Raw genomic sequence first — 22423 nt, 5'->3', positions numbered from 1 at the left:
CCTCCCGACGGCACAGGACAGGCAGGTCACACCCGCCGGGCCGACGATGCGTCAGATGCCCTGCGGATACCTGGATGGTGCGCCCTGGCGAAGCCTTCCGATAGATGCCGGTCAACATTTTGTGGAAGTACGCTTCGCCGGAACCCGAACCCCGTTGTCGGACGACGTCCGACGGGTCCGCGCCCACCGGCTCTGTCTGTCCCCGATTTCCATAAACTGTGAATATAAAATTGCTATGCTTCGAGCGTGAGTCGCCAAGACACCGTTCCTGGCGCGTCCGCCGCCATCGGGGCAGCCCTCTACGGCCTGGCCACCAGGGCCGTGAGACGCCTGCCCCGGGACATGAGCCTGACGTCCGCCGCCACCCTGGCCACCCTGGACCGGACCGGCCCGCGGCGCATCACCGATCTGGCCGCGGTCGAGGGCGTCACCCAGCCCGCGATGACCGCCCTGGTCCGGGTGATGGAGGAGTCCGGCCTGGTCGAGCGGCGGGGCGACGCGTCCGACAAGCGGGTCACGCTGGTGTGCCTGACCGAGGCCGGCGCCTCCTACGTCCGGACGCGACGCCAGGCGGGCGTCCGCGCGTTCGAGCGGTTGATCGGCAAGCTCACCGGCGAGGAGGTCGAGGCGCTGGTGGCGGCGCTTCCGGCGCTGAGGCATCTGGCGGAGCTCGAAAGCAAGGACCACGAAGGGCCGAAGCAGTGACCGGGCAGCCGGTCGACGGGGTCGAGGTGAAGACGTTACCGGTGGCGCGTTCCGAGGCACGGCTGCTGGTCCCCGCCCTGATGTTCATCGCTCTGGTCGTGGCGGCGGTCGCCAGCCTCGGGACGCCGCTCATCACCAGCGTGGCGACCTCGTTCCACGTCTCGCTCGGCAGCGCGCAGTGGACGCTGACCGTCGCGCTGCTCAGCGGCGCCGTCGCCACGCCGGTCCTAGGCCGGCTCGGAGCCGGCCCGCACCGGCGGGCCACGATCCTCGTCACGCTGGCGGTCGTCGTCGCCGGCAGTGCGCTCACCGTGCTGCCGCTGCCGTTCGCGTGGCTGCTGGCCGGCAGGGCGGCCCAGGGTGTCGGGCTGGGACTGACGGCGCTGATGATGGGCGTGGCCCGGGACCACCTCCCCGAGGAGCGGAGCGCGGCCGTGATCGCCCTGATCTCGGTGGTCTCGATCATCGGAGCCGGCGTCGGCTACCCGCTGGCCGCACTGCTCGCCGAGCTCGGCGGCGTACGAGCCGCCTACGGCCTCGGCCTGGTCGTCACCGCCGCCGCCCTCCTGACTGCGTGGCGCTCCATGCCCGAAGCCCCCGAAGGCCGCTCCGCCCACGTGGACGTGGCAGGCGCGGTCGTCCTGGCCGCTGCGCTGCTCCTGGTGCTGTTCCTCGCCGGCGAACGGAATCTGTGGAGCCGGCACCTCGCCGTGGCGGCGGGCCTGGCCGTCGTCGCGGCGGTGCTGCTCTGCGCCTGGGCCGTCATCGAGCTGCGCAGCACGACGCCCCTGGTCGATGTGCGGGCGGTGCGGCACCCGGCGGTCGCCGGGGCGAACCTCGCCATGTTCGTCGGCGGGATCGGCATGTACCTCCTGCTCACGCTCATCACCCGGTACGCGCAGACGCCGCACGGTGCCGGCTACGGCTTCGGGCTGACGACCTTCGTCGCCGGGCTGGTCCTCATCCCGTTCTCGGTGCTGGGGTTCGTCGCCGGCAAGCTCACGCCGCGGGTCCGGACCCGGATCGCCGACCCCCTGCTCCTCGCCGGCAGCGCCGTCGTGGTCGGGGGCGGGTTCGCCCTGTTCGCGGCGGCCCGGTCGGACCTGACCGAACTGTTCGCGGCGATGGGCGTGCTCGGCTTCGGCGTCGGCGGCTTCTCGGCCGCGATGCCCGGCGCCATCCTGGCCGTCACCCCCAAGAGCGAGACGTCGAGCGCCATGAGCTTCAACTACGTCGTCCGCAGCGTCGGGTACTCCCTGGGCAGCGCCATCGGCGGCCTGATCCTCACCGCGGGCACCGGCCCCGGCCATCTCTTCCCCGACGACAGCGCCTACACCACCGCGGCGCTGGTCGGCATCGGCGCGATGGCGATCACGACGCTGACAAGCCTCGCTCTCGCCCGCCGACGCTCGTCCGAGACCAACCCGTAAGTCGGATGCACTCATCCCCACACTGGAGGTTCCATGCCCAAGGGCTACTGGGTCAGCGTCTACCGCACCATTTCAGACCCCGAGAAGCTGGCTGCTTACAACAAGCTGGCCGGTCCGGCCGTCGCGGCAGGGGGCGGTCGGGTCCTCGCCCGTGACGGCCGGGTCGTGGCGCATGACGCCGGAATCGCCGAGCGCACCATCCTGATCGAGTTCGACAGCTTCGAGCAGGCCGTCGCGGCGCGGGAGAGTGCGGCCTACCAGGAGGCGCTGGTCGCCCTCTCCGACGGCGTCGAGCGCGACTTCCGCATCGTCGAAGGCATCGGCTGACCGAGGTCCGGTCGGATCTTCACTGAAGCTCAGAGCAAGGCATCCGGTTCGCTGCGGCGCTGACGGTGCGCCGGGCGGAGTGTTTGACAAGTGAGCAATGTCCGTCGCTGGCGATGGGAGGTTGCGGCGGTCCCCTGCGCTGCCGCAACCTCCCGCCCGCCAATCGAACGCGACTGTGGTCGTCAGCGAAGACCTTCGTACCCGCTGGAACGGCAGCAATCCACGCAGGACACCCTGCCGTGGACCGAACCAATGACGTGCCGGGGGTCTGCAGCCTCCTCGCCAAGCCCGCGCATCAGCTCAGGCGGCTGTCTGCGTAGGCGACCATCGCGTCGCGCTGGTAGACGGCCAGGCCTTCGGCGATCTTGTCGAAGTTCTGGCGGAACTGCGGATCCTCTACGTACGTCTGCCCCACTCCCTTGTAGGCGGTGGCGTTCGGAGTCCAGAACCGGCACACACCCCGGTAGTGGGCGTCGATCTCCGCCTGCACCGCGGGATCGGCCACCGGCGTGCCGGCCGCCATGAACTCCGCGATGCGGATCATCTGCGCCGTCACCTCACGCTGCCACTGCTCCATGTCCTCAGCGGTCAGCGTCTCGATGACCTGCCGGGACTGCTCCCACGCCTGCGGCCACCGCTCGCGCGCCTCATCCGACTGGCGTGTGCCGTCGAACCCCTCGAACAGGTTCTCCGGCCTGTTGATCTTCGTCATGTCGTCCATGCCCTTTGCTTCCTCAAGCTCGGCGATGGTGCGGGCGACGGTACGGACCAGCGTGTCCAGGCGGTCCCGCTCGGCCATGAGCCGCAGGTGGTGCGCCCGCAGCGCCTCCACCCGGTCGACCTGCTCGGCCAGCACCGCCCCGATCTCCACCAGCCCCAGGCCCAACTCCCGCATCACGAGAATCTGCTGCAACCGCAGCAACTCGCCTTCCTCGTAATAGCGGTAGCCGTTGCCCCCCACCCAGGCCGGGGGCAACAGGCCCACCTCGTCGTAATGGCGCAGCGTCCGCGACGTCACACCCGACATCCGGGCCACCTCCGCGATCGACCAGGCCATCACCGACTCCCATCCCGACCGGACCCTCCGGCCACACACGACCGTAGAAGTTGACGCAACGGCAAAGTCAACCTCCCCGCCATGCCCGGCACACCACACGGATCGCCGTCCCGGAATGAACCGCCCGCGCCAACTCTCCCCCGGCATCGACTGACCGACGACGATAGCGTCGCGCAGGAGTCGCGAGGCGGAGGGGAGCACTTCCAGCTCTACCCGGAAGGCGGTTAATGGCGTGTCCAGGTCCTCCAGCCCACCGGGCCCACCCCGCCACGGGCGAACTGGCGGCACACACATTTGTCGTGTGGAGCCGGGGGAACACTTGGCGGCGGTGGAACCGCGGGTGCGGGTCCATGCCGACCACCGGGTCGGGGAAGCCGAGGTGCCGACGGGGCCGGCACGCCACCGCAGCCCCACCCGCCCTGGCCATCGGCTCCACCTCCGCCGGGAACACGCGGTGTCCCTCACACCACTGTCACGAAACCGAGCGATTGCAACTGGTTCGCCATCCGGAAAGTTTGGGATGTTCTGATCTAGATTGTCCGGCCATGGAAGACATTGGCGGAGTGAGTCGTCGATCGGTACTCAAGGCCATCCCCGCCGCGGGCCTCGCGGCGGCACACCACGGGCTTCGGACCGGACGGCATGCGGCGGTTTCGGTGCCGTTCCCGCAGCCGGCCGTGGCGCGCTCGCGGCCGGGGCACGGTCCGACGGTGCCGTCGGTCGAGCAGACGCTCGACGTCCGGTTCACCGAGGTGACCGTACCGGGCCACGGCCGCATCACCACCCGTGCGTACAACGGGGCGATCCCGGGGCCGACCCTGCGCGTGCGGGGCGGTGGCGTTTTGCGGCTCACGCACGTCAACGGGCTGCCGCCGAACCCTCCGCACGACGGCGGTCACAACATCCCCCACCATCCCAACAGCTTCAACCTGCACACACACGGGATGCACGTCTCCCCGTCCGGGCACGCCGACAACGTGCTGCGTGAGTTCGCCCCCCGCACCGCCCGGCAGGTCGCCGCCGGCGGCCCGGAGCCGCGGTACACGACCACCGTCCACGTCCCGGCCGGGCATCCGGCCGGCACCTACTGGTACCACCCGCACCTGCACGGATCCACCGCCGAGCAGATCGCGGGCGGTATGGCCGGAGTGATCATCGTCGAAGGCGACGTGGACGAGGTCCCCGAGATCAAGGCAGCCGCCGACATCGTCGTCTGCATCAGTGAACTCAAGGTCAAGGACGGCAAGGTCCCCGCCTTCACCTCCGGCAACTGGATGACCGGCGTCCCGTCCGTCTTCACCGTCAACGGCGCCGTCAACCCCACCCTGCAACTGCGTCCCGGGGCGGTCCAGCGGTGGCGGCTGGTCGCCGCGACCGCGTTCACCTCCCTGCGGCTCGAAGTTGCCGGGAGCCGCGCGCGCCTGCCGATGCACCAGATCGCGCAGGACGGCATCACCTTCCCCCGGACCGTCACCCTGGACCGTCTGGAGCTGGCCATGGGCAACCGCGCCGACGTACTCATCCGCGGCGGCACCCCCGGGCGGTACGAACTGCGGGCCGACGGCGTGTCCGGAGCGCTGATGACGATCGAGGTCGCGGGCGAGCCGGTCGTCCCGCCGATGGCGCTGCCGACCGCGCTGCCGCCGGGCAGACCCTTCCTCAACGAGCAGGACCTCACCGACCCGGGCGCGGACCGCAAAGTGCTCTTCCACGCCGACCAGGGCGTCTTCCCCGGCACCTTCCCCAACGCCTTCCGCATCTTGGGCACCGGAGCGACACCCCCCGCCGGCCCGGACGCAGACCTCACCCGGGATCCCGCCTACGGCCTCTTCGACCCCGGATACGTCAACCACACGCTGCGCCTGGGGACCGTGGAGCGGTGGACGGTCCGCACCGACGAGACCCTGCCGCCCCACAACCACCCCTTCCACCTCCACACCAACCCCTTCCTGGTCACTCACCGCAACGGCCGGCGGCTCGATCCTCCGGTCTGGCACGACACCGTCGGCCTGGCCGGAGGCACTCCCGGCGACTCCGTCACCTTCCTGGCCCGGTACGAAGACTTCATCGGTCGCACCATCGCCCACTGCCACCAGTTCCACCACGAAGACCTCGGGATGATGCAGACCATCGACTACGTCAAGCGGTGAGCGGCCTGGCGCACCTGTTCGGGCACCAGGACCCGGAAGTGCGGGCGCCGGCGGCCTTCGATCCGACCGGGCGTGCCCCCGTCGAACCGCAGGCGGGCCCGGACGAGCACGTCCGCCGTGCGGCCGCAGCCGACCCGCCGACGGGAACGAAGTCTTCGACCTCTGGCGGCCGCGCTGGTACGAGAGGGGCCGGCCTGCTGCCTGCGGCTGCGCGGGATGATCTCGTCGCGGCGCTCGGGCGGGTGATGGCGCCGTTCGAGATGTTCACCGATCCCCCGTGGCGGGGCATGTGGGACTCGTGGGCCTCGGCGGGGGCCGGGCCCCGGGTGGTCAGTTGCGGGCGGTCATCGGCGGGTTGAGGAGGGCGAAGCCCTCCTGGCGTTCGTACGGGAAGTACGGGTACGGCGCCGGGCGGTGGCTGGCGGCGTCGAGGCGGGCGACCTGTTCGGCGGTCAGCTGCCAGCCGACGGCGCCGATGTTCTGCCGCAACTGGTTCTCGTCGCGGGCGCCGACGAGGACGGTGGAGACGGTCGGGCGACGCAGCAGCCAGTTGAGGGCCACCTGGGGGATGGTCCGGCCCGTCTCCTGCGCAACCTCGTCGAGGGTGTCGATCACGTCGTACAGGTAGTCGTCCTCCACAGGCGGGCCGTAGTCGGCGGTAGCGTGCAGCCGGCTGCCGGCGGGCAGCGGGCGGCCGCGGCGGAGCTTGCCGGTGAGGCGGCCCCAGCCCAATGGGCTCCACACGATCGCGCCGACGCCCTGGTCGTGGCCGAGGGGCATTAGCTCCCACTCGTAGTCCCGGCCGACGAGGGAGTAGTACACCTGGTGGGCGGCATAGCGGGGGAAGCCGTTCCGGTCGGCGGCAGAGAGGGACTTCATCAGCTGCCAGCCTGCGAAGTTGGATACGCCCACGTAGCGGACCTTGCCGGAGCGGACGAGCTGGTCGAGGGTGGACAGCACCTCCTCCACGGGAGTGGCGGCGTCGAAACCGTGGAGTTGGAAGAGGTCGATGCGGTCGGTGCCGAGCCGGCGCAGGGCGTCCTCGACCGCGCCGATGAGGCGGGAGCGGGAGGTGCCGTACTCGCCAGGGCCGTCTCCAGTCGGCAGCCCTGCCTTGGTGGAGATGAGCACCTGGTCGCGGCGGCCCTTGACGGCCTGGCCGAGAACCTCCTCCGAGGCGCCCGCCGAGTACACGTCCGCGGTGTCGAAGAGGGTGATGCCGGCGTCGAGGCAAATGTCGACGAGTCGGCGCGCCTCCTGGGCATTGGTACTGCCCCAAGCGCCGAAGACGGGACCCCGGCCGCCGAAGGTGCCGGCGCCGAAACCGAGGACGGGGACCTTGAGGCCGGACGCGCCGAGCTGCCTGTATTCCATGATGGACTCCTGCCACGAACAGTAATGGGATCGCAGACCCATTAAGATGCCCTCAACGTAACAGTTGACGAGCACTAATGGAACCAGGGACCCGTTATGACGAGTGATGCCCCCATGCCCGCAGACGGCTCACGGGACGCAGGGGATGCAGGGACCGGGTGGGGCAGGGCCGCCGAGCCCGGGACCGTGCGCCCTGGGGGCCGGACGGCCCGGGTGCGGGCCGCCGTGCTGGAGGCGGCCGGGGACATGCTGGCCGAAGAGGGCTTCCACGGTCTGGACCTCGCCGAAGTCGCCCGGAGGGCCGAGGTCGGCAAGACCACCGTGTACCGGCGCTGGGGCACGGTGGGCGGCCTGGTCGCCGACCTGCTGACGGACATGGCCGAGCAGTCCCTCCCCCGCACCGACACCGGCTCGCTGGAAGAGGACCTGCTGGCCAACGCCCGGCTCGTTCGGCGCACCCTGTCCGACCCGCGCCAGGGCCCCCTGTTCAAAGCCGTCATCGCGGCCGCCGCCGGCGACGCCCGCACTGCAGAGGCCCTGCACCGCTTCTACGAGGTCCGGGTAGCGGAATGGGCACCCTGCGTCCAGCAGGCCGTCGCACGGGGGGAGTTGCCGGAGGGCACCGACGCCGCCGAGATGGTACGGGCCGTCTCCGCCCCGCTGTACTACCGGCTGCTGACCACGGACGCTCCCCTGGACGAAGCCGCGGCCCGGCGGGCGGCCGAGGCGGCCGCAGCGGCAGGCCGCGCCGGGGCCTTCGTACGAAGTCCGTGAGCGCCGGGCCTTCCGGCCGCACCGTCCGCGTACACGCTCCTGCCGTCCCTACCGCACCGCCGAAGGCCGGGCTAACCCCGCTGGGCCCGGCCGGAACACCGCCGGCCTCCGGGCGGTCACGCTATGAGCAGGCGGAGGCCGAGATCTGCCGCGTCGAGGTCGGCGAGGTCGCCGTTGCGCTCGGCCCACCGGCCGGAGTCGAGGTCGTCGCCAAGGCTTCGGACCGCCCGCTGCTCGGCCTGCGGCCCGACCCTCGTCCACACCGACATCGCACGGCGCACGTGATCCTCCAGATACGCCCCCGGTCGGCGCCAGTACGCCTCGAACAGGCCATCGGCGCAGTCCCACGGAATGGGCACCGGTTCCACGCGGGCGCCGATCGCGTCGGCCATTGCGGCAAGCGGGGGAAAATCCGCCAGGACTACGGCGAACTCGGGCAGGTAGTCGCGGGTAAGCCAGAACCGGTCCTGCCATCCGGGCTCGTCGGTGTCGAAGGTCAGCACCACCACGCGGCGGGCCACGCGCCGCATCTCGCGAAGCCCCGCCTTCGGGTCTCCCCAGTGGTGAACGGTGGATACGGCCATCGCGACGTCGAAGGACTGGTCCTCGAACGGCAGGCTCTCCGCGGCGGCGGCCACGCACGGCGCCGACCCGGGAGGGCGCTGCCCCCGCATGACCGCCGATGGCTCCACCGCGGTCACGTTGCGATCAGCAGGCTCGTAGGAGCCGGTGCCGGCCCCGACGTTCAGCACCGTCTGCGCGTCCCCGAGCGCGTCCCAGATCTGCGCGGCGATCCGCGGATCGGTACGCCGTGTCGCGGTATACGCGCCGCCGATGGCGTCGTACAGCCGTGCCCCGAGCATCTCCAGTTGCTCCTCCGGTGTCACCTCCAGTCCTTTCGCCCGTGTCTCAAGTTCCCTGTCGATGGCCGCCACCATGGCATCAGCGCGATCACGCCGCTCCAGCAGCAGGCCGCGCAGTCGGCGCAGGTGCGCGACCGCGTCAGTGGACGGATCGCCCACCAGTTCCGCAACTTCCCGCAGCCCGAAGCCCAGCCGCCGGTAGGCCAGCACCTCCCGCAGCCGCTCCACGTCGGCAGCCGAATAGGCCCGGTACCCGGCCGCGGTCCGCGCGGACGGCCGAACGAGTCTGATCTCGTCATAGTGATGCAGCGTGCGGACGCTCACGCCGGCCAGCTCGGCCACGCGCCCCACGGTCCAGTGATCCTCCACGCCCTCGACTATGCAGCCTGACGCCACGTGAGGGTCAAGAACCTCACGCACACCTCACGCACGGCAGCAAGAGCCGAACGCGACAGACCGCCGCCGGGATCCGCCGCGCACTGCCCGACGTCGAGGAGGGAATCCGGCAGCGTGCCGCGTTGCCGCCCCCGTACAGCAGTCGTGCTTGCCCGAGCCGGACCGCCTCGCCCCCCTCCCGTGGTCCGGCCGGGATCTGTGCGGATGGTCAGTCGCCCGCCGGCGGCGTCCAGGTGGCGGTGACGGTCAGGTGGGCCTGGTTGTTGCCGTTGACGATGCCCAGTTGGAGGTCTTGGGTGAGCTGGATGCCGAAGGTGACGGTGACCTCGGTGGGCGGCACGGGTACGGAGGTCATCGAGGAGTGGACCTCGCGGACGAGGGCGCCGAGGGGTTTCAGGGTGGAGCGAAGCGCGTCGGTGGCGAAGGCGGCGACCGCGTCGGCCCGTCTGCCAACCGGAACGACGGGCCCGAGGGCCCCACCGGGCGCGGCGGCCGCCGCGGGGGCGCCCGAGAGGAGGAACCGGACGGTGGAGCCGTCCTCCAGGCCGATGTTCTCGCTGATGTCCTCGGTACTGGTCATGGGGGAATCGTCGTGCGGGACGACGGGACGGACCCGGCGTTCCAGTGATCGGTTACAAAATCGTGGCATGCCTGGGTCAGGCGCACGGGGCGCGGGACGGGGTCCCGTCCGGGAGCAGCCTCCGTTCGGCCGGGGTGTAATCGCGTGCTGCGGCGGCGCACAGCGCCCGGAACTGGGCGTCCGGCCGCAGGTCCAGCACGCGGGCACGCTCCCCGTCCTCGAACAGCAGTCGGCCGTCCGCCGTGATCGCCGCGTTCGCCGTGTTGACGTCGATGGAGTAGACCGGCTTCACCTCGGCGGTGACGGCCGTCCCGTGCGCCGGGTCATGGACGGTGAGGGTCTTGGCGCCCCAGGTCAGCAGGGTGCCGTCCGGCCCGAAGCCGACCAGGTTCGTCAGGGTGGGGACCGTGACGGGGTCGGGCAGTTGCTTTCCGGCGTCGACGTCCCAGACGGGGATCCGGCCGTCTCCCTGTTTCACGGCCAGCCGGGTCCCGTCGGCGCTGAAGACCAGAGTGTCGCCGTGCCAGTGCTGCTGCGTGCTCGAAGTGCCCACCGCCAGGCCGTGCAGGGGGGCGGTGAAGCGCTTCTGCGTGCGCAGGTCCCACAGGCCTATCTCGCCGTTCGTGGATGCCGCCCGGCTCACGACGGCGGCTTGGCCCGGGTGTCCGGGTCTGGGTACGATCCGGCCTTCGCCGAACGTGTCCCGCATGCGGTCGACGTCGTCAGGGTTCTCCTGGGCGGAGAACGCGGGGGTGAGGACCGCTCCGGTCGCCGCGTCCAGGCGGGCCACCGTTCCGTCCGACCCGAGCAGGGCCATCTCCGAGCCCTGGAGGCCGACGAGGCTGTCGCTGACAACGTCCTTCTTGAGGAGGCGGGGCAGATCCACGCTCCGGCCGAGGTCCGCCGCGGCGTAGGCACGGAAGAGACCGTCGTCTCGCCGCCAGACCACGATCCACCGGCCGTCGGCGGTCCAGCTGACCCGTGCGCCGTCCTTGTCGGCCGGCAGGGCCACGGAACGGCGGTGGGTACGGGAAACGTCCAGCACCTGGAGGGAGTCGCTGGTGAGGCGCGCGATGGCGCTGCGGTCCGGGGCCAGGGCGTACTCCCCGTCGCTGGTGCCCCCGTCCTGGAACCGTTCGGTGCCCGCGGGTCCGGCGCCCACCACCATGAGCGAGTTTCCGATGGGGACCAGGACGACGAGCCCACCTCTTGGTGCCGGCGCTGCGGCGACGGCCCCGTGCGCGCCCGGGGCGTTGCCGGCGTTGGGGAGGCGGGTCGTGAAGTACCGGCCCGTACGGAGCTCCAACAGGCCGACGTCCGCGTAGCCTCCAGGGGTGTCCGAGTCGGAAACGAGCCCGGGCGAGTACTGGTCGTAGGCGCCTGATGCCTCGCTGCCCTGTCGGGCCGTCAACGCGGGCAGTTCGGTGACCGCCCCCGGGGTGCGTCCCAGCGGGCGGCTGTAGGTCCGGTTGCCCTCGGTCCAGACGACGAGCTCACCACCTGCTTTGAGGGCCGCCGACATCTCATCGTGCGCGTCGGCGGGTGGGCCGGCGGTGTAGAGGGTCCGGCCGGTGGCGAGTTCCTTGACCGTCAGCTGTGGGGACTTGGGGTCGGAGTAGCCCATGGCCACCGTGTCGGCGTCGCCGGTGAAGGCGACCGCGTCCACGCCCGTCCGCGGCAGCAGGTCGGCGGCGACGGTGAGGCGCCGGCCGGAGGGCACCTCCCACGCGTCGGCGAACGCGGGTACGCACGGCTGGGTGCCGTTGTGGCACGCCATCGTGTGGTCGGTGAGGGTGCGCAGCAGGCGGTGGCTGTCCGAGCTGAAGTCGACGGAGCTGCCGACGTCTTGGGGCATCTCACGAACGGGGAGCTCGAGCGTCTCGGAGTGCTCGGGGCTGTCGAGGTGCCACAGCCGGATCGAGTCCGGGGAGGACACCGCGAAGAGACGTCCGTCGGGGCTGAGGGCACTCTCGTACCTGGCCTGGACCTCGCCGCCCAGCCTGCGGGTCCGGATCGGGCCGTCGAGCGCGCCGGTGACCAGGGTGAACACGTACCGGTCGCCGCCCCCGGCCGGTCTGGCGGCGACCACCAGGGTCCGGCCGTCCGGGGTGGCGTCCATGCCGCTGACGTTCCCCTCCCAGACGGAAGGGTAGGCGTGCAGGAGGTCCGTATGGCGTACGTACTGCCGCAGCAGTGCCTCGGCGGTCTTGGCGGTCTGCTTGGTACTCCGGGCGGCGAGTGCGAGTTGTAGCGCGGTGGCCGGTTCGCCGCCCGGCATGTCGTCGGCCGCCTGGGCCAGGAGGCCGGCCGCCTGGACGCGCAGCTGTTCTTCGGTTCGCTGCAACCCCTGCCAGGCGAGGAGGGCGAGGACGACCGCGAGGGCGGTCAGTGCGGCGAGTGCGGCCACGGCGGTCCGTCGGATCCGGGTGCCGCGCCGGGCCGCCCGTGTGCTCAGCCGGACGTAGTCGGTTTCCTCGGGGGTGGTGTCGTCCGGATGGCCGGCGAGGCGGCGCTGGGCCTCGGCCAGGTCGGTGCCGCCGAGCAGCCGGGCGGCCTCCCGGCCGTGGGCCTCCCAGCGCCGCAGGTCGGTCCGCAGTTGTTCCTGCCAGGTGCGGAACTCTCTGGTGTCGGTCAGCCACTGGCGCAGGCGGGGCCACAGCCGGGTGAGGGACTCGTGCGCGAGGTCGACGATCTCACCGGAGCCGTCCGGGGCGGGAGAGAGGACGACGAGCTTGCCCGGCGCCAGCTCCCGGGCTGCCGAGGCGAGTTCGGGAGGCAGCTCGCCGATCCGGGTGGGTCTGCGCACGAAACCGTCCCCTTCGGGCCGGGCCAGCTGGACCAGCAGCCGTCGGGCGGAACGGCGCTCCCGGTCCGTCAGGGCGTCGAGGCTCTCGTCGGCGTACCCGACCAGGGCGCCCGCGACCCCGCCCAGTTCGTCGTAGGCGGCATGGGTGAGCATCGAGCGGCTGCGGCGTTCCCACAGCCGGGTGAGCGCGAACTGCACCAGCGTCATCCGGCCCGGCGCGTCACCGGCGTCCGCGACGATCCGCTGGGGCAGCCCGGGCTCGAACCACAGCCCGGGCTCGGCGGCGACCGGCTCGGTAACCGCCCGCTCCAGGGCGTCACCGGCCAGAGCGGCGAGGAACTCGACCGCCTCCCCCGCCAGTTCGGAGGTCTCCGGGGTCACCAGGGCCTCCAGCGAGCCCGGGCGCCCGGTGGCCACCACCCGCAGTAGCATGCCGCCCTCCCGGCCCGCGAGGGCGGCCAGCAGCCGGAACAGTTCGCGGGCGTCGTCGGGGGCACCGACCGCGTACTCCTCCAGCTGGTCCACGAAGAGCAGGTGACCGGCGGGGGCGGCGCCGGGCCGGGCCAGCAGCCGGGCCCGCAGCTCGGCCGGAACGTCACGGCCCGCCTCCAGCAGTCGGGCCAGCTCCTCGGCCCGGGCGAGCCGTTCCACCTCGCCGGGTGCGGGGTCCAGCAGGTCGGACAGGGCCCGCGCCAGCACCGCGGCGGCCCTTGCGCCCGGTACCGCGCGCAGCTCGGAGACGTCCATCCCCGCGCCCCGCGCCTTCGGCAGCACCCCGGCCCTGACCAGTGAGGACTTACCACATCCCGAGGGGCCGACGACCAGGGTGACCGGGCGTCGCAACACCGCCCCGAAGACCCGCCGGATGTCGTCGTCGCGCCCGTGGAAGAACTCCGCCCCGTCCTCGGCGAAGGGGGCCAGTCCCTGGAACGGACAGCGCGGACGCAGCATCCGACCGTCGACCAGATCGGCGGACGGCAGCAGGTAGGCGGTGCGGTCGCCCTGGTGTGCGGCGACCGTCATGCCGACCACACCGTCCTGGGCGTCGTCCCACACGGGCGATCCACTGAACCCGCCCACGACGGCCGGACCGCTCCCGCGGACCTCCATCTGCACCCAGCCGGACCCCTGCCCGGCCCGCAGCACCCCGGACGCCCAGATGCCGTGGTCGGCTCCGAACGGGTAGCCCAGCGCGCGGAACGTGTGTCCCCAGACCGAGGTACCGTCCACCAGCGGTGCCTGTCGCGTCCCCGCCACGGGTGCCTCAAGCCGCAACAGCGCTACGTCATGGCCGCCGTGGCGCCAGGACACCACGCGCGCCCGGGCCGCCGGCCGGCCCTCGACCAGCGGGAAGTCAAGGTCCACGGACCCTGCTGCGGGGTCCGGGACGGATGCCGGGCCGCGGGCCTGGCCGACGACGTGGGCGCAGGTGCACACCAGGTCCGGAGCGACGAGGAAGCCTGCGCCCACGACCTCCCCGTCGGCGCCCCTGATCCGTACCTGCGAGGCGTCGAGCACCCCGCTTCCGCGTACCGCGGCCATGGATTCCCCCCGATTCCCAGGCTCGGGCCAGCATCCGGCACACCGGCGCCTCGGGCAACACCCGTACCAGCCGGGCAACGGAAGGAAGCGAGGATGTCCGGATTCCGTCGGCGAGCCGAAGACGGCCTCCGAGCGGCCGGCGCGAGCCTTACGGGCGGGGGAAAGACGGCGGTGAAGCAGGCGAAGAGGCGTTGCGGGCAGGGCGCAACCTATCGGAGTCGGTGGCTCGGGAGCCGGAGGGAAGCCTCAGACCGCCCGTTGGAGCATCGCGAGGCGGCTTGACGTGCGGTCCAGGTCGCGCGACAGAGTCGGATCGGCGCAGAGGCCGGCCAGGGGGTCGGAGCCGATGAGTACCAGCCGGATGTCCCGGTCGCAGGCCACGTCCACGAGGTTCGCGAACCGCTGCCGTCCGTCCGTGGAAGCTGTGGCCAGCGGTGGTACGCCGTCCAGTACGAGGGTGCCGAACCGCTCTGCGAGCGAGAGGTAGTCGGGTACAGCCGTAGCGGTCTCGCACAGCACGTCGAATCCGAACCACACGACTTCGCCGCGCACCGCCCGGGCGGGCAGCTCCCGCAGGTGGGCCTGGACCGCAGCAGCCTCCGCGGGCGTCGGGACGGTGAGGCCGAGGGCTTCCAGGGCGGTGTGGTCGGGGGGCAGGCACAAGCCCGTCGCGAACCGGTGGCCGCCCGCCGGATGCGGCACCGCGAGTCGGCGGAAGTCCACCGGACCCGAGACGTCCAGGACGTCCATCCGCTCCTCGATGAGCTTGATGGTCGGCTCGAACAAGTGGTGGTACAGCGGGTCCGGCATCAGCCCGGCGGGCGGGTAGTTGGACGTTGTGACCAGGGTGATCCGGCGGTCCGGCGGTCCGGCGGTCCGGCGGTCCGGCGGTCCGGCAGCGTACGGAAGAGGCGCGCGATCAGCATCGCGTCACCTGCGTCGTGCGCGTGGAACTCGTCGAAGACCAGGATCCGGCTGTCCCCGATCAGCTCGTCCAGAGCCCGGTCGACGGCACTCTGACGGTTGTGGCGGGCATCCGGTCGGTTTACCCCGTCGTGCAGGCGCCGGAAGAAGTCGTGGAAGTGGAGGCGGCGTTTGCGGCCGGAAGGCAGGCCCTCGTAGAAGGTGTCCACCAGCCAGCTCTTCCCCCGGCCCACCGGGCCCCAGACGTAGAGGTCGCGGGGCGGCTTGGGAAACGTCCAGGCCGGCCGGGCGAGTTCGGCTGCCAGCCGGGACAGCCGCTCCACAGCGGCCTGTTGTGCCGGGGCGACGGAGAATCCACGCCGGGACGCGGCTTCATGGAAGTGGCGGCGCATGGCCTCGTCGTGCTTGTGCACCGTGTCGCTCATCCGTTCGTACGCTGAGTTTCGTCAAGGTATGGGCCGTGGGGTGGGGGTGTGCCGACCCGGGCACACCCGCACGTCTCCGCAATCCGGAATCAGGCGGGTCCGGCGGGCTCGGTCGGCGCCGCTTCGAGGACTTAGCGGGTAGCGCCATGCGCCGCCCCGGTCGACGGCGCGGTCGGCGGCGCGGTCGGCGCTGATGTCGGCCACCAGCTCAGGGCGGACCAGGCGCACGTCCCGGACGTCTCTCGATCCCCACGTCGAGACGAACGTGACGCCCTCCCGGGGTAACCGAGGTCGCGGCCGTCAGATGCTCCGCGACCAGGGAAGAGGAGTAGCGGGCGGGTCGGGGTGCACGGCCCGGCTCCGGCTTCGACAGGCAGGCGTGAGCGGTAAGCGCCGCCGACTCAGGTTATTAGCCGACAAATAATCAGAAGGGAGTAATCGCCTGCAAGACCCCTATGTGACCTGGACATGATGCGCTGTCATATGTCTGTCACATTGCCTCGTTCATCTCGTGCACCCATCAGGGGAAGGCAGGAAAATGGGCAGGTTCAGGTACGGAACCACGGCGACGGCCATCGCGCTGGCCGCCTTGGGATCGCTCGCGGCCGCGGGAGGCACCGCCCACGCCGAAGCGGGCCAGGACACCATCACCATGTACAAGCAGGAGAAGACCCAGTGGTGTTGGGTCGCCTCCGGGCTGACCATCGCCAAGTTCCAGGGCTTCGGCTCCACACAGACGGACTTCTGCAACCGGGCCCAGCCCTACTACGGCTGCAACAACCAGCCCGCCACGCTCGACGACATGGCCAGGGGCTGGAGCAGCCTCGGCATGGCCCACACCGGCTCGGGCCTGAGCAGCGCGGCCACGTTCAACCAGGTGTACACCGACGTCAAGGCGGCCCGGCCGATCGGTGCCCGCATCGGGTGGACGTCCGGGGGCGGCCACATGAACGTGGTCTACGGCTTCGACACGTCGAACAGCACGATCGCCGTGGCCGACCCGTGGCCGGACACCACCACGTACACGTGGTGGAACTACAACGACTACGTGAGCAACAGCTCGTCCAAGTGGACCCATTCCCGCATCGGTATCTCCCGCTAAGGCAGGCGACATGCGCGACACCAGCGGCACCAAGATGCCCAGCAAGCGGGCGGCCTCTCCCTTCTCCCGCCTGTCCCTCGTCATTGCAGTGAGCGCGTCCGCAATTCTGTCTGTCGTCGGTCCGACGCACGCGGCCCCGGCCAAGGACCCGCTCCCCGCCGACATCCCCGACTACCAAGCCGCCCTCAACGCGGTGAAGTCCACCGAAGTCCACAACGCGGTATGCCGCTTCCTGCGCACCCCGGTACCCACCGGCAACGCGGGTGAGCCGGTGCAGACGATCCCGGAAACGGCAGAGCCGTGCCAGGGCCTCCCGGTCTTCACGATCAAGGACCCGGTGGCACTGAACGAGATCACCCCCGGGTTCGTCGCAGGCACCGCCAAGCCACTGCCCACCGAGGCGATCAAACTGACGCAACTGGTCTCCTCGCTCAGCACCACCGTCAACGGCCGCAACGCCACCGTCATGCTCGCCCCCACCCAGGGCGGCGGCTGGCACCTGGCAGCCGTGCGAGACGGCGACAGCGACGCCACGTACGCCAGCAAGGCCACCCTGGGCACGCTGGTCTTCACCGAGCCGCAAATCCGCGGCTGGTACCAGCTCAAGCTCACCACCGTCGAGCCCCTCAACGACCAAGCGCGGCAAGGACTCAGCGGCCAGGCATCGGTGTCACTCCGCGCATACCAGCAACTGGTCAAGGCCCGCTACGCCGACAAGCTGCCCGGCTCGGCGTATGACACCACCGGCTACTCCAGCGGTTACAGCCTCCAGCGCGAGGTGGACGACGCCCCGTCGTCCACCCTGCTCCTCGCCAGCGGTTCCGGCGCGGCACTCGCCCTCGCGGGCGGAGCCGTCGTGCTCCGCCGACGCCGGCGCGCAAGCACCCACTGAGCCCAACCCCGGACCGCCACTACGGTCGTCCCGGCAGCCGGCCGGGACGGAGCGAGTGGCGGTCCGGCCATCGCGCTACGGGCTGTGCGCAACACCCTCGCCCCCTTCCTGACCTCCCAGGAAGGGGGCGAGGACGACAAGCTGTTCGTGCTCGGCACGTGCGCCCTGTGGCCCTGTACGGGACCCCCGTCCCTGCGGCTGGATGGCTGCGCCGTTGAGGGCCGTCGCGGCCAGGGTCCCGGGCGTAGCGGCGGTCAAGAGGGCAGCGAGGGCAGGGGACTTCGCCCGGGAGCCCTTCGCAGTCGACCGAGCGGACCGCGTTGCCCCCAGTCACCGCGCGACAATGGAGGCCGCGACCGACTCCGCCCCGCTTGTCGTCGATTCGGCCACCGCGCCGACGTCAAGGCCCCGTGCCGACGTGGCCGGAGGCACCGTGAGCGCGACCACGCGTGAACCGGATACGGATCCCGTCGAGCCGAACCACAGGTCGTCGTCCGGCCTCGGAGCCGGAGCCGGGGCCGGGGGTGCCTTCCGCCCGGGGTCAGCGATCGTATCGGGCGGCCAAGGTCCGTGCGGTCGCTGCGATGCGGTCGCGGAGTTCGTCCGGTGCCACCACCTCGATGTCCGTACCCAGCCGCAGGAACTCCCCGTAGGCGTGGTCGACCGACTCGATCGGCACCCGGGCCTCCGTCCACCCGTCGCTGGTGGGCGTCACCCCGAGACGGCGGGCGCCCTCCGGGGTGAGCCGTACCAGGGCCGTCCCGGTGTGCAGCCGGGCCCGGAAGTCGGCCAAGTAGCGGTCCCAGTAGGCGGCCAGGTCGAACCCCTCCGGAGCGGTGAACTCCTCCAGCGGCCGGATGCCGAGGATCTGGTCGACCCGGTAGGTGCGGATCCCGGACTGCCCGCCCGCGACCAGGTACCAGCGGCCCGCCTTCAGTACGAGCCCGTACGGCTCCACCCGCCGCTCGATCTCCTCCGGCGCCCGCCAGCGCCGGTACCGCAGCACCGTTGCCCGCCGCTCCCACACCGCAGCGGCGGCCGGAGCCAGATAGGGCGTGCGGTCGGCGTCGCTGTACCAGCCGGGCGCGTCGAGCAGGAAGCGTTTGCGGATCCGTTCGGCGTGCTCGCGCAGCTCCGCCGGAAGGGCGGCACGGAACTTGAGTTGCGCGGTGGCGAGCGCTTCCCCGAGCCCCAGGTCGGCGGCGGCGCCGGGGAGCGCGGCGAGGAACGCGGCCTGCGCCTCGTCCGCGGTGAGTCCGGTGAGCCGGGTCCGGTAACCACCGACCAGCTGGTAGCCGCCCTCGTGTCCGGCGGCGCCGTACAGCGGGATTCCGGCGGCGCCGAGCGCCTCGACGTCCCGGTAGACCGTACGGACGGAGACCTCCAGCTCCTCGGCCAATTGCCGGGCGGTCATCCGGCCCCGGTTCTGGAGCAGGAGGAGCAGAGTGACCAGTCGGCTCGCGCGCATGCCGCCCAGTATCCACATCCACTGACAGAAGATGTCAGTGGACCGTCCCTAACCTGCGACGCATGAACGACTTCGACTTCCTGCACGGCTCCTGGGACGTGGCCAACCGCCGTCTCACCACACCGCTCGCACCGGGCACCGGAACCTGGGTGGAGTTCCCGGGCCATGCCGTGATCCGGCCGCTGTTCGGGGGCGCCGGCAACATCGACGAGATCACTTTCCCCACCCTCGGCCGCCAGGGAGTGACCCTGCGACTGCTCGACCGAGAGACAGGACGCTGGTCGATCTACTGGTCCGACAGTCGGACGGGCCGGCTGGACCCGCCCGTGGTCGGTTCTTTCACCGGGGAACGCGGTGACTTCTACGGTGACGACACCTACGACGGGCGCCCGATCCGGGTGCACTTCACCTGGTACCGCCTCGGCCCGGACCACGCCCGCTGGGAGCAGGAGTTCTCCGCCGACGACGGCCGCACCTGGGAGCACAACTGGACCATGGACTTCACCCGGACCGGGCGGGCCGGCGCATGAGCATCGTCGAACTCCGGCAGTACACCCTGAGTCCCGGAGCCCGGGAAACGCTGATCGAGCTGTTCGAGCGCGAGTTCGTGACCGGCCAGCAGGCGGCCGGCATCACCGTCGGCGGCCGGTTCCGCGATCTGGACGACCCGAACCGCTTCGTCTGGCTGCGCTCGTTCCCCGACATGGCGCGCCGACGGCGCTCGCTGGAGTCCTTCTACTCCGGCCCGGTGTGGCGGGAGCACCGAGAGGCGGCCAACGCCACCATGACCGACAGCGACGACGTCCTGCTGCTGCGCGGACCCGGCTTCACGCCCGCGCCCGGTGCTCGTGAGGTGCTCGCGACCGTCTGCCATCCGTCCGACGCGACCGCTTTCGACGAGTACGCCGCCCGGCACCTGAGCCCGGGCCACGCGCTGCACCGCACCGAGCACACCGAGAACGACTACCCACGCCTGCCGGTCCGCACCGGGGAGGACGTCAGGGTCTGGTTCGGCGCGGCGCAACCACCACCGTGGCCGAGCCGGAGGCTTCGGCTCGAACCGGTGACGAGCTGAGTCGATGCACCGGGCAGTTCGATCGCCGGCGCCGGTCCGTGCCGGTCGCGACGTCGGCGTTCCAGCGCGGCCGGGCGGCTCTCACTCAGTGGGTGGAGCGGGAAGGCGCGGAGCGGCCGGTACCCCGCGGTCACGGCCAGGAGATCGCGGTGGAGGGCGAGACGAAGCCGGTCGCCCCGCGCGACGCCGGCCTGTCGCGCCTGATTTGGGTTCAGGGCTATGCCAAGTGGCTGGTCAACGGGCCTACTTGGTCTTGTCACGGGGGCCGTGTGGGGCTGGACCGGGCCAGGAACCGTAGGTGTCGCACCGGGCGTCTCTGCCACCGCAAGTGGAGAGCACCGTCCGGCACCAACGACCTGGGGGCATCCGCGATGGCCCGAAAGACCCGAAGAGCCCGGAAGACCTGGAGGGCGGTTACCGCCGCTCTCGCCATCCTGATCGGCCTGACCGCCGCCGGGGCGTCACCCGCCTCCGCCGACCCGGGCGGACCGGTCGCGCCCGACTTGGACCAGCACTGCGCCGTGCAGAACAGCGGCAGCAGTCCCATGACGATCGCGATACCCACCGACCGGATCACCCTCAACCTCGAGTCCGTCGGTTACGCGCCCGCCAACTCCACCATCACGGCCTTCTACACCATCAGCGGCAGCACCAGGACCGGCACCGCCACCGGCGCGTTCGACACCGCCAGAAAGAACGCCACGTTCAACTTCTCGGTGTCCAACCCGCCCGCGGGCGCGACCCTGACGGTCACCTACCAGATATGGTGGCACGACCTCGGCGTCTACTACAGCAACTTCGTGAGCGCTCCGCTGGCTCCCTGCACGCGGGACAACACCACTTACGTCGACGCCTCGACGTGGGACGACCATGTGACCGTGACCGGCGTTTCCCAGCGCTGCGAGACCGTCGACATCGGCGTCGGCGGAAGGCACGCCTATGTCCGCGAGGACATCGTGACGGTGAACGTCGCGCACGGTTCGTCCTCCTGGCCGTCGTGGTACGCGGGCCGGCCGGTCTGGGCCGACTACTGGATCGTCGGCCAGAAGACCTACACCCCGGGAGCGTCCGGCGTCTTCGACTCCGATGGCAAGGCCACGCTGTCGTTCGTGATCATCGCTCCGACCACCGGCGCCGAACTCGACGTGCTGGCAAGCGGCCAAGCGGGCTCGCGCACCTTCCCCGCCCATTCCTGGGCCACCATCGCCTGCTGACCCGGCTCCGACACCGAACAGCATCATCGTCCCTGGGGGAGAGATCACAATGACCAGGAGAGCACCAGGACCGCCAAGGCCATTGAGCACACTGATCGCGGGTCTGGCCCTGCTCATCGGCCTGACTGCCGCCGGAGCGTCGCCCGCCTACGCCGGTCTGGACGGCCCGGTGGCGGCCTACGTGGACCAGCACTGCGCAATGGACACCACCGGGAGCGGTAAGACGACCACCGCCGTACCCGTCGACCGGGTCACCCTGAACCTGGAAGCCGTCGCTCACGACGCCGACAACTCCAAGATCACCGCCGTTTACACCATCCCCGGCACCAGCAAATTCGGCACGCTCTTCGGCCAGTTCGACCCGGCCAGGAGAAACGTCACCTTCAACTACACGGTGGACAACCCGCCCGCCGACGCGATGCTGAGCATCAGCTACGAGGTCGCCTGGACCGACGGCACCTACTACAGCACCACGCAGACCCGCACCCTGCTCCACTGCACGCGGGACAACACGACGGCGGTCGACAAGGAGTGGTGGTTCGACGACGCCCACGTCACCGCCTTCCAGCAGTGCACCACCGTCGGCGCATGGCCGTACTCCATCCGCGCGGTGGACGTGACCCTGCACATCTCACACGACCTCCCCGACGTACCCGGATTCGCGCGACAACCGGTGTGGGTGGACTACTGGATTCCCGGCAAGAAGGGCTACACCTCGGGAACCTCGGGCACTACCGACTCCCTCGGTGATGCCTGGGTGACGTTCCGCCTGGTCGCCCCGCCCACCGGCGCCGAACTCGACATCCTGTCGAGCCTCAGGAGGGACACGAGCCGCACCTCCCCCGTCCACAAGTGGGTCACGATCGGCTGCTGACCGGACCGGGTCACCGGGGCCTGCCCTCCGTGACCCAGCCCGAGCCCCAGCGCGCGCCGTACTCCCTCACGTGACGACGTGCGGGGTGCTGGTCGGGGCCCTCTGGTGCGCCGCGTGCCATTGAACAGCCACTCACGTTTCTCCTGGCTAGAGCCCGTTGCCGGTCCCGCCGCAGTCACGTGCCATCCAACGGCGATCGGCTGGTCCCCGGGCCCGACCGGCCCAGAGCCGGAACGATCCCCAGCGACCGCGCGCGGCTGGCCGAGGGCCGACATCCGGCCCGGCCCGGCCCGGTCACGTCCGTCGACGGCACGGGTGCGAGCCATCGCGCGCGTGGGCCGTACTCGGAACGGGCGGCGACGCCCTCGAAGCGGCTGGTGGAACCGAACGCGGGTTGGTGTGAGCAGCGCGGCCCAGCAAGGGTGACGGCACGTCGTTCTCCGTC

General features: G+C 71.1%; 19 protein-coding genes. 11 read left to right on the top strand and 8 right to left on the bottom strand.

The features are described 5' to 3' along the window. The first annotated feature begins 342 nt into the window (after nucleotides 1-342). Genes IE207_RS20955 through IE207_RS20945 form a run of 3 tightly spaced genes read left to right on the top strand, consistent with a single transcriptional unit; the run spans nucleotide 343 to nucleotide 2462 of the window. Nucleotides 343-705 carry a MarR family winged helix-turn-helix transcriptional regulator gene (locus IE207_RS20955; RefSeq protein WP_190185905.1) on the top strand — a complete coding sequence of 121 codons (363 nt, stop codon included), beginning with the start codon at nucleotides 343-345 and terminating at the stop codon, nucleotides 703-705. Further along, nucleotides 702-2135, top strand: coding sequence for an MFS transporter (locus IE207_RS20950; protein ID WP_190185794.1), 1434 nt, complete (start codon nucleotides 702-704; stop codon nucleotides 2133-2135). Before IE207_RS20955 ends, IE207_RS20950 begins: the two co-directional genes overlap by 4 nt. Nucleotides 2136-2168: 33 nt before the next feature. Beyond that, the gene (locus IE207_RS20945; protein ID WP_190185793.1) at nucleotides 2169-2462 is read left to right on the top strand and encodes a DUF1330 domain-containing protein; all 294 of its coding nucleotides are present in this window, start codon (nucleotides 2169-2171) and stop codon (nucleotides 2460-2462) included. A 295-nt stretch (nucleotides 2463-2757) separates the two neighbouring features. Here the strand turns inward: IE207_RS20945 and IE207_RS20940 are convergent, their stop codons facing one another. Further along, nucleotides 2758-3519: a MerR family transcriptional regulator gene (locus IE207_RS20940; RefSeq protein WP_190185792.1), complete on the bottom strand. Its 762-nt coding sequence runs from the start codon at nucleotides 3517-3519 to the stop codon at nucleotides 2758-2760. Between the two features lie 710 nt (nucleotides 3520-4229). Between IE207_RS20940 and IE207_RS20935 the strand changes: the two genes are divergently transcribed. Then, nucleotides 4230-5669, top strand: a complete 1440-nt coding sequence (locus IE207_RS20935) for a multicopper oxidase family protein (protein WP_190185791.1) — start codon at nucleotides 4230-4232, stop codon at nucleotides 5667-5669. A 330-nt stretch (nucleotides 5670-5999) separates the two neighbouring features. Here IE207_RS20935 and IE207_RS20930 read toward each other — a convergent pair whose 3' ends face one another. Next, nucleotides 6000-7043 (bottom strand): aldo/keto reductase, encoded by a 1044-nt coding sequence (locus IE207_RS20930; protein ID WP_190185790.1) that lies wholly within the window; start codon nucleotides 7041-7043, stop codon nucleotides 6000-6002. Nucleotides 7044-7157: 114 nt separating this feature from the next. Between IE207_RS20930 and IE207_RS20925 the strand changes: the two genes are divergently transcribed. Continuing rightward, nucleotides 7158-7817 carry a TetR/AcrR family transcriptional regulator gene (locus IE207_RS20925; protein WP_229873857.1) on the top strand — a complete coding sequence of 220 codons (660 nt, stop codon included), beginning with the start codon at nucleotides 7158-7160 and terminating at the stop codon, nucleotides 7815-7817. Between the two features lie 116 nt (nucleotides 7818-7933). Here the strand turns inward: IE207_RS20925 and IE207_RS20920 are convergent, their stop codons facing one another. The 5 genes from IE207_RS20920 to zapE (IE207_RS33800) form a co-directional block, all read right to left on the bottom strand. Then, nucleotides 7934-9031, bottom strand: coding sequence for a MerR family transcriptional regulator (locus tag IE207_RS20920; protein WP_190185904.1), 1098 nt, complete (start codon nucleotides 9029-9031; stop codon nucleotides 7934-7936). Between the two features lie 253 nt (nucleotides 9032-9284). Then, nucleotides 9285-9656, bottom strand: coding sequence for a CU044_2847 family protein (locus IE207_RS20915; RefSeq protein WP_190185788.1), 372 nt, complete (start codon nucleotides 9654-9656; stop codon nucleotides 9285-9287). Between the two features lie 76 nt (nucleotides 9657-9732). Continuing rightward, nucleotides 9733-14004: an nSTAND1 domain-containing NTPase gene (locus tag IE207_RS33810; protein WP_190185787.1), complete on the bottom strand. Its 4272-nt coding sequence runs from the start codon at nucleotides 14002-14004 to the stop codon at nucleotides 9733-9735. A 246-nt stretch (nucleotides 14005-14250) separates the two neighbouring features. Next, nucleotides 14251-14814: an AFG1/ZapE family ATPase gene (gene zapE, locus IE207_RS33805; protein ID WP_268250195.1), complete on the bottom strand. Its 564-nt coding sequence runs from the start codon at nucleotides 14812-14814 to the stop codon at nucleotides 14251-14253. Beyond that, entirely contained in the window at nucleotides 14814-15353 is a 540-nt protein-coding gene (gene zapE / locus IE207_RS33800) for a cell division protein ZapE (RefSeq protein WP_268250194.1), read from the bottom strand. Before zapE (IE207_RS33800) ends, zapE (IE207_RS33805) begins: the two co-directional genes overlap by 1 nt. 538 nt (nucleotides 15354-15891) lie before the next feature. Here zapE (IE207_RS33800) and IE207_RS20900 point away from each other — a divergent pair. Further along, complete coding sequence (locus IE207_RS20900) at nucleotides 15892-16455, top strand: C39 family peptidase (protein WP_190185786.1); 564 nt, start codon at nucleotides 15892-15894, stop codon at nucleotides 16453-16455. 10 nt (nucleotides 16456-16465) lie between these two features. Next, the gene (locus tag IE207_RS20895) at nucleotides 16466-17347 is read left to right on the top strand and encodes a hypothetical protein (protein ID WP_190185785.1); all 882 of its coding nucleotides are present in this window, start codon (nucleotides 16466-16468) and stop codon (nucleotides 17345-17347) included. A 541-nt stretch (nucleotides 17348-17888) separates the two neighbouring features. On the opposite strand, the gene IE207_RS20890 is transcribed toward IE207_RS20895, so the two are convergent. Continuing rightward, nucleotides 17889-18815, bottom strand: a complete 927-nt coding sequence (locus IE207_RS20890) for a helix-turn-helix transcriptional regulator (protein ID WP_190185784.1) — start codon at nucleotides 18813-18815, stop codon at nucleotides 17889-17891. 62 nt (nucleotides 18816-18877) lie between these two features. On the opposite strand from IE207_RS20890, the gene IE207_RS20885 reads away from it, so the two are divergent. The 4 genes from IE207_RS20885 (at nucleotide 18878) to IE207_RS20870 (ending at nucleotide 21978) form a co-directional block, all read left to right on the top strand. Continuing rightward, a complete protein-coding gene (locus tag IE207_RS20885) occupies nucleotides 18878-19345 on the top strand; it encodes a hypothetical protein (RefSeq protein WP_190185783.1) in 468 nt (155 codons plus the stop codon). Next, nucleotides 19342-19890 (top strand): NIPSNAP family protein, encoded by a 549-nt coding sequence (locus IE207_RS20880; RefSeq protein ID WP_190185782.1) that lies wholly within the window; start codon nucleotides 19342-19344, stop codon nucleotides 19888-19890. The genes IE207_RS20885 and IE207_RS20880 overlap by 4 nt, the downstream gene beginning before the upstream one ends. Nucleotides 19891-20261: 371 nt before the next feature. Beyond that, nucleotides 20262-21104 (top strand): hypothetical protein, encoded by an 843-nt coding sequence (locus tag IE207_RS33795; protein ID WP_190185781.1) that lies wholly within the window; start codon nucleotides 20262-20264, stop codon nucleotides 21102-21104. An 82-nt stretch (nucleotides 21105-21186) separates the two neighbouring features. Then, nucleotides 21187-21978: a hypothetical protein gene (locus IE207_RS20870; protein WP_190185780.1), complete on the top strand. Its 792-nt coding sequence runs from the start codon at nucleotides 21187-21189 to the stop codon at nucleotides 21976-21978. Nucleotides 21979-22423 lie beyond the last annotated feature (445 nt).

It is taken from the genome of Streptomyces cirratus, assembly GCF_014650775.1.
GTDB classification, from domain to species: domain Bacteria; phylum Actinomycetota; class Actinomycetes; order Streptomycetales; family Streptomycetaceae; genus Streptomyces; species Streptomyces cirratus.
This window is presented reverse-complemented; position numbering and strand designations above follow the sequence as displayed.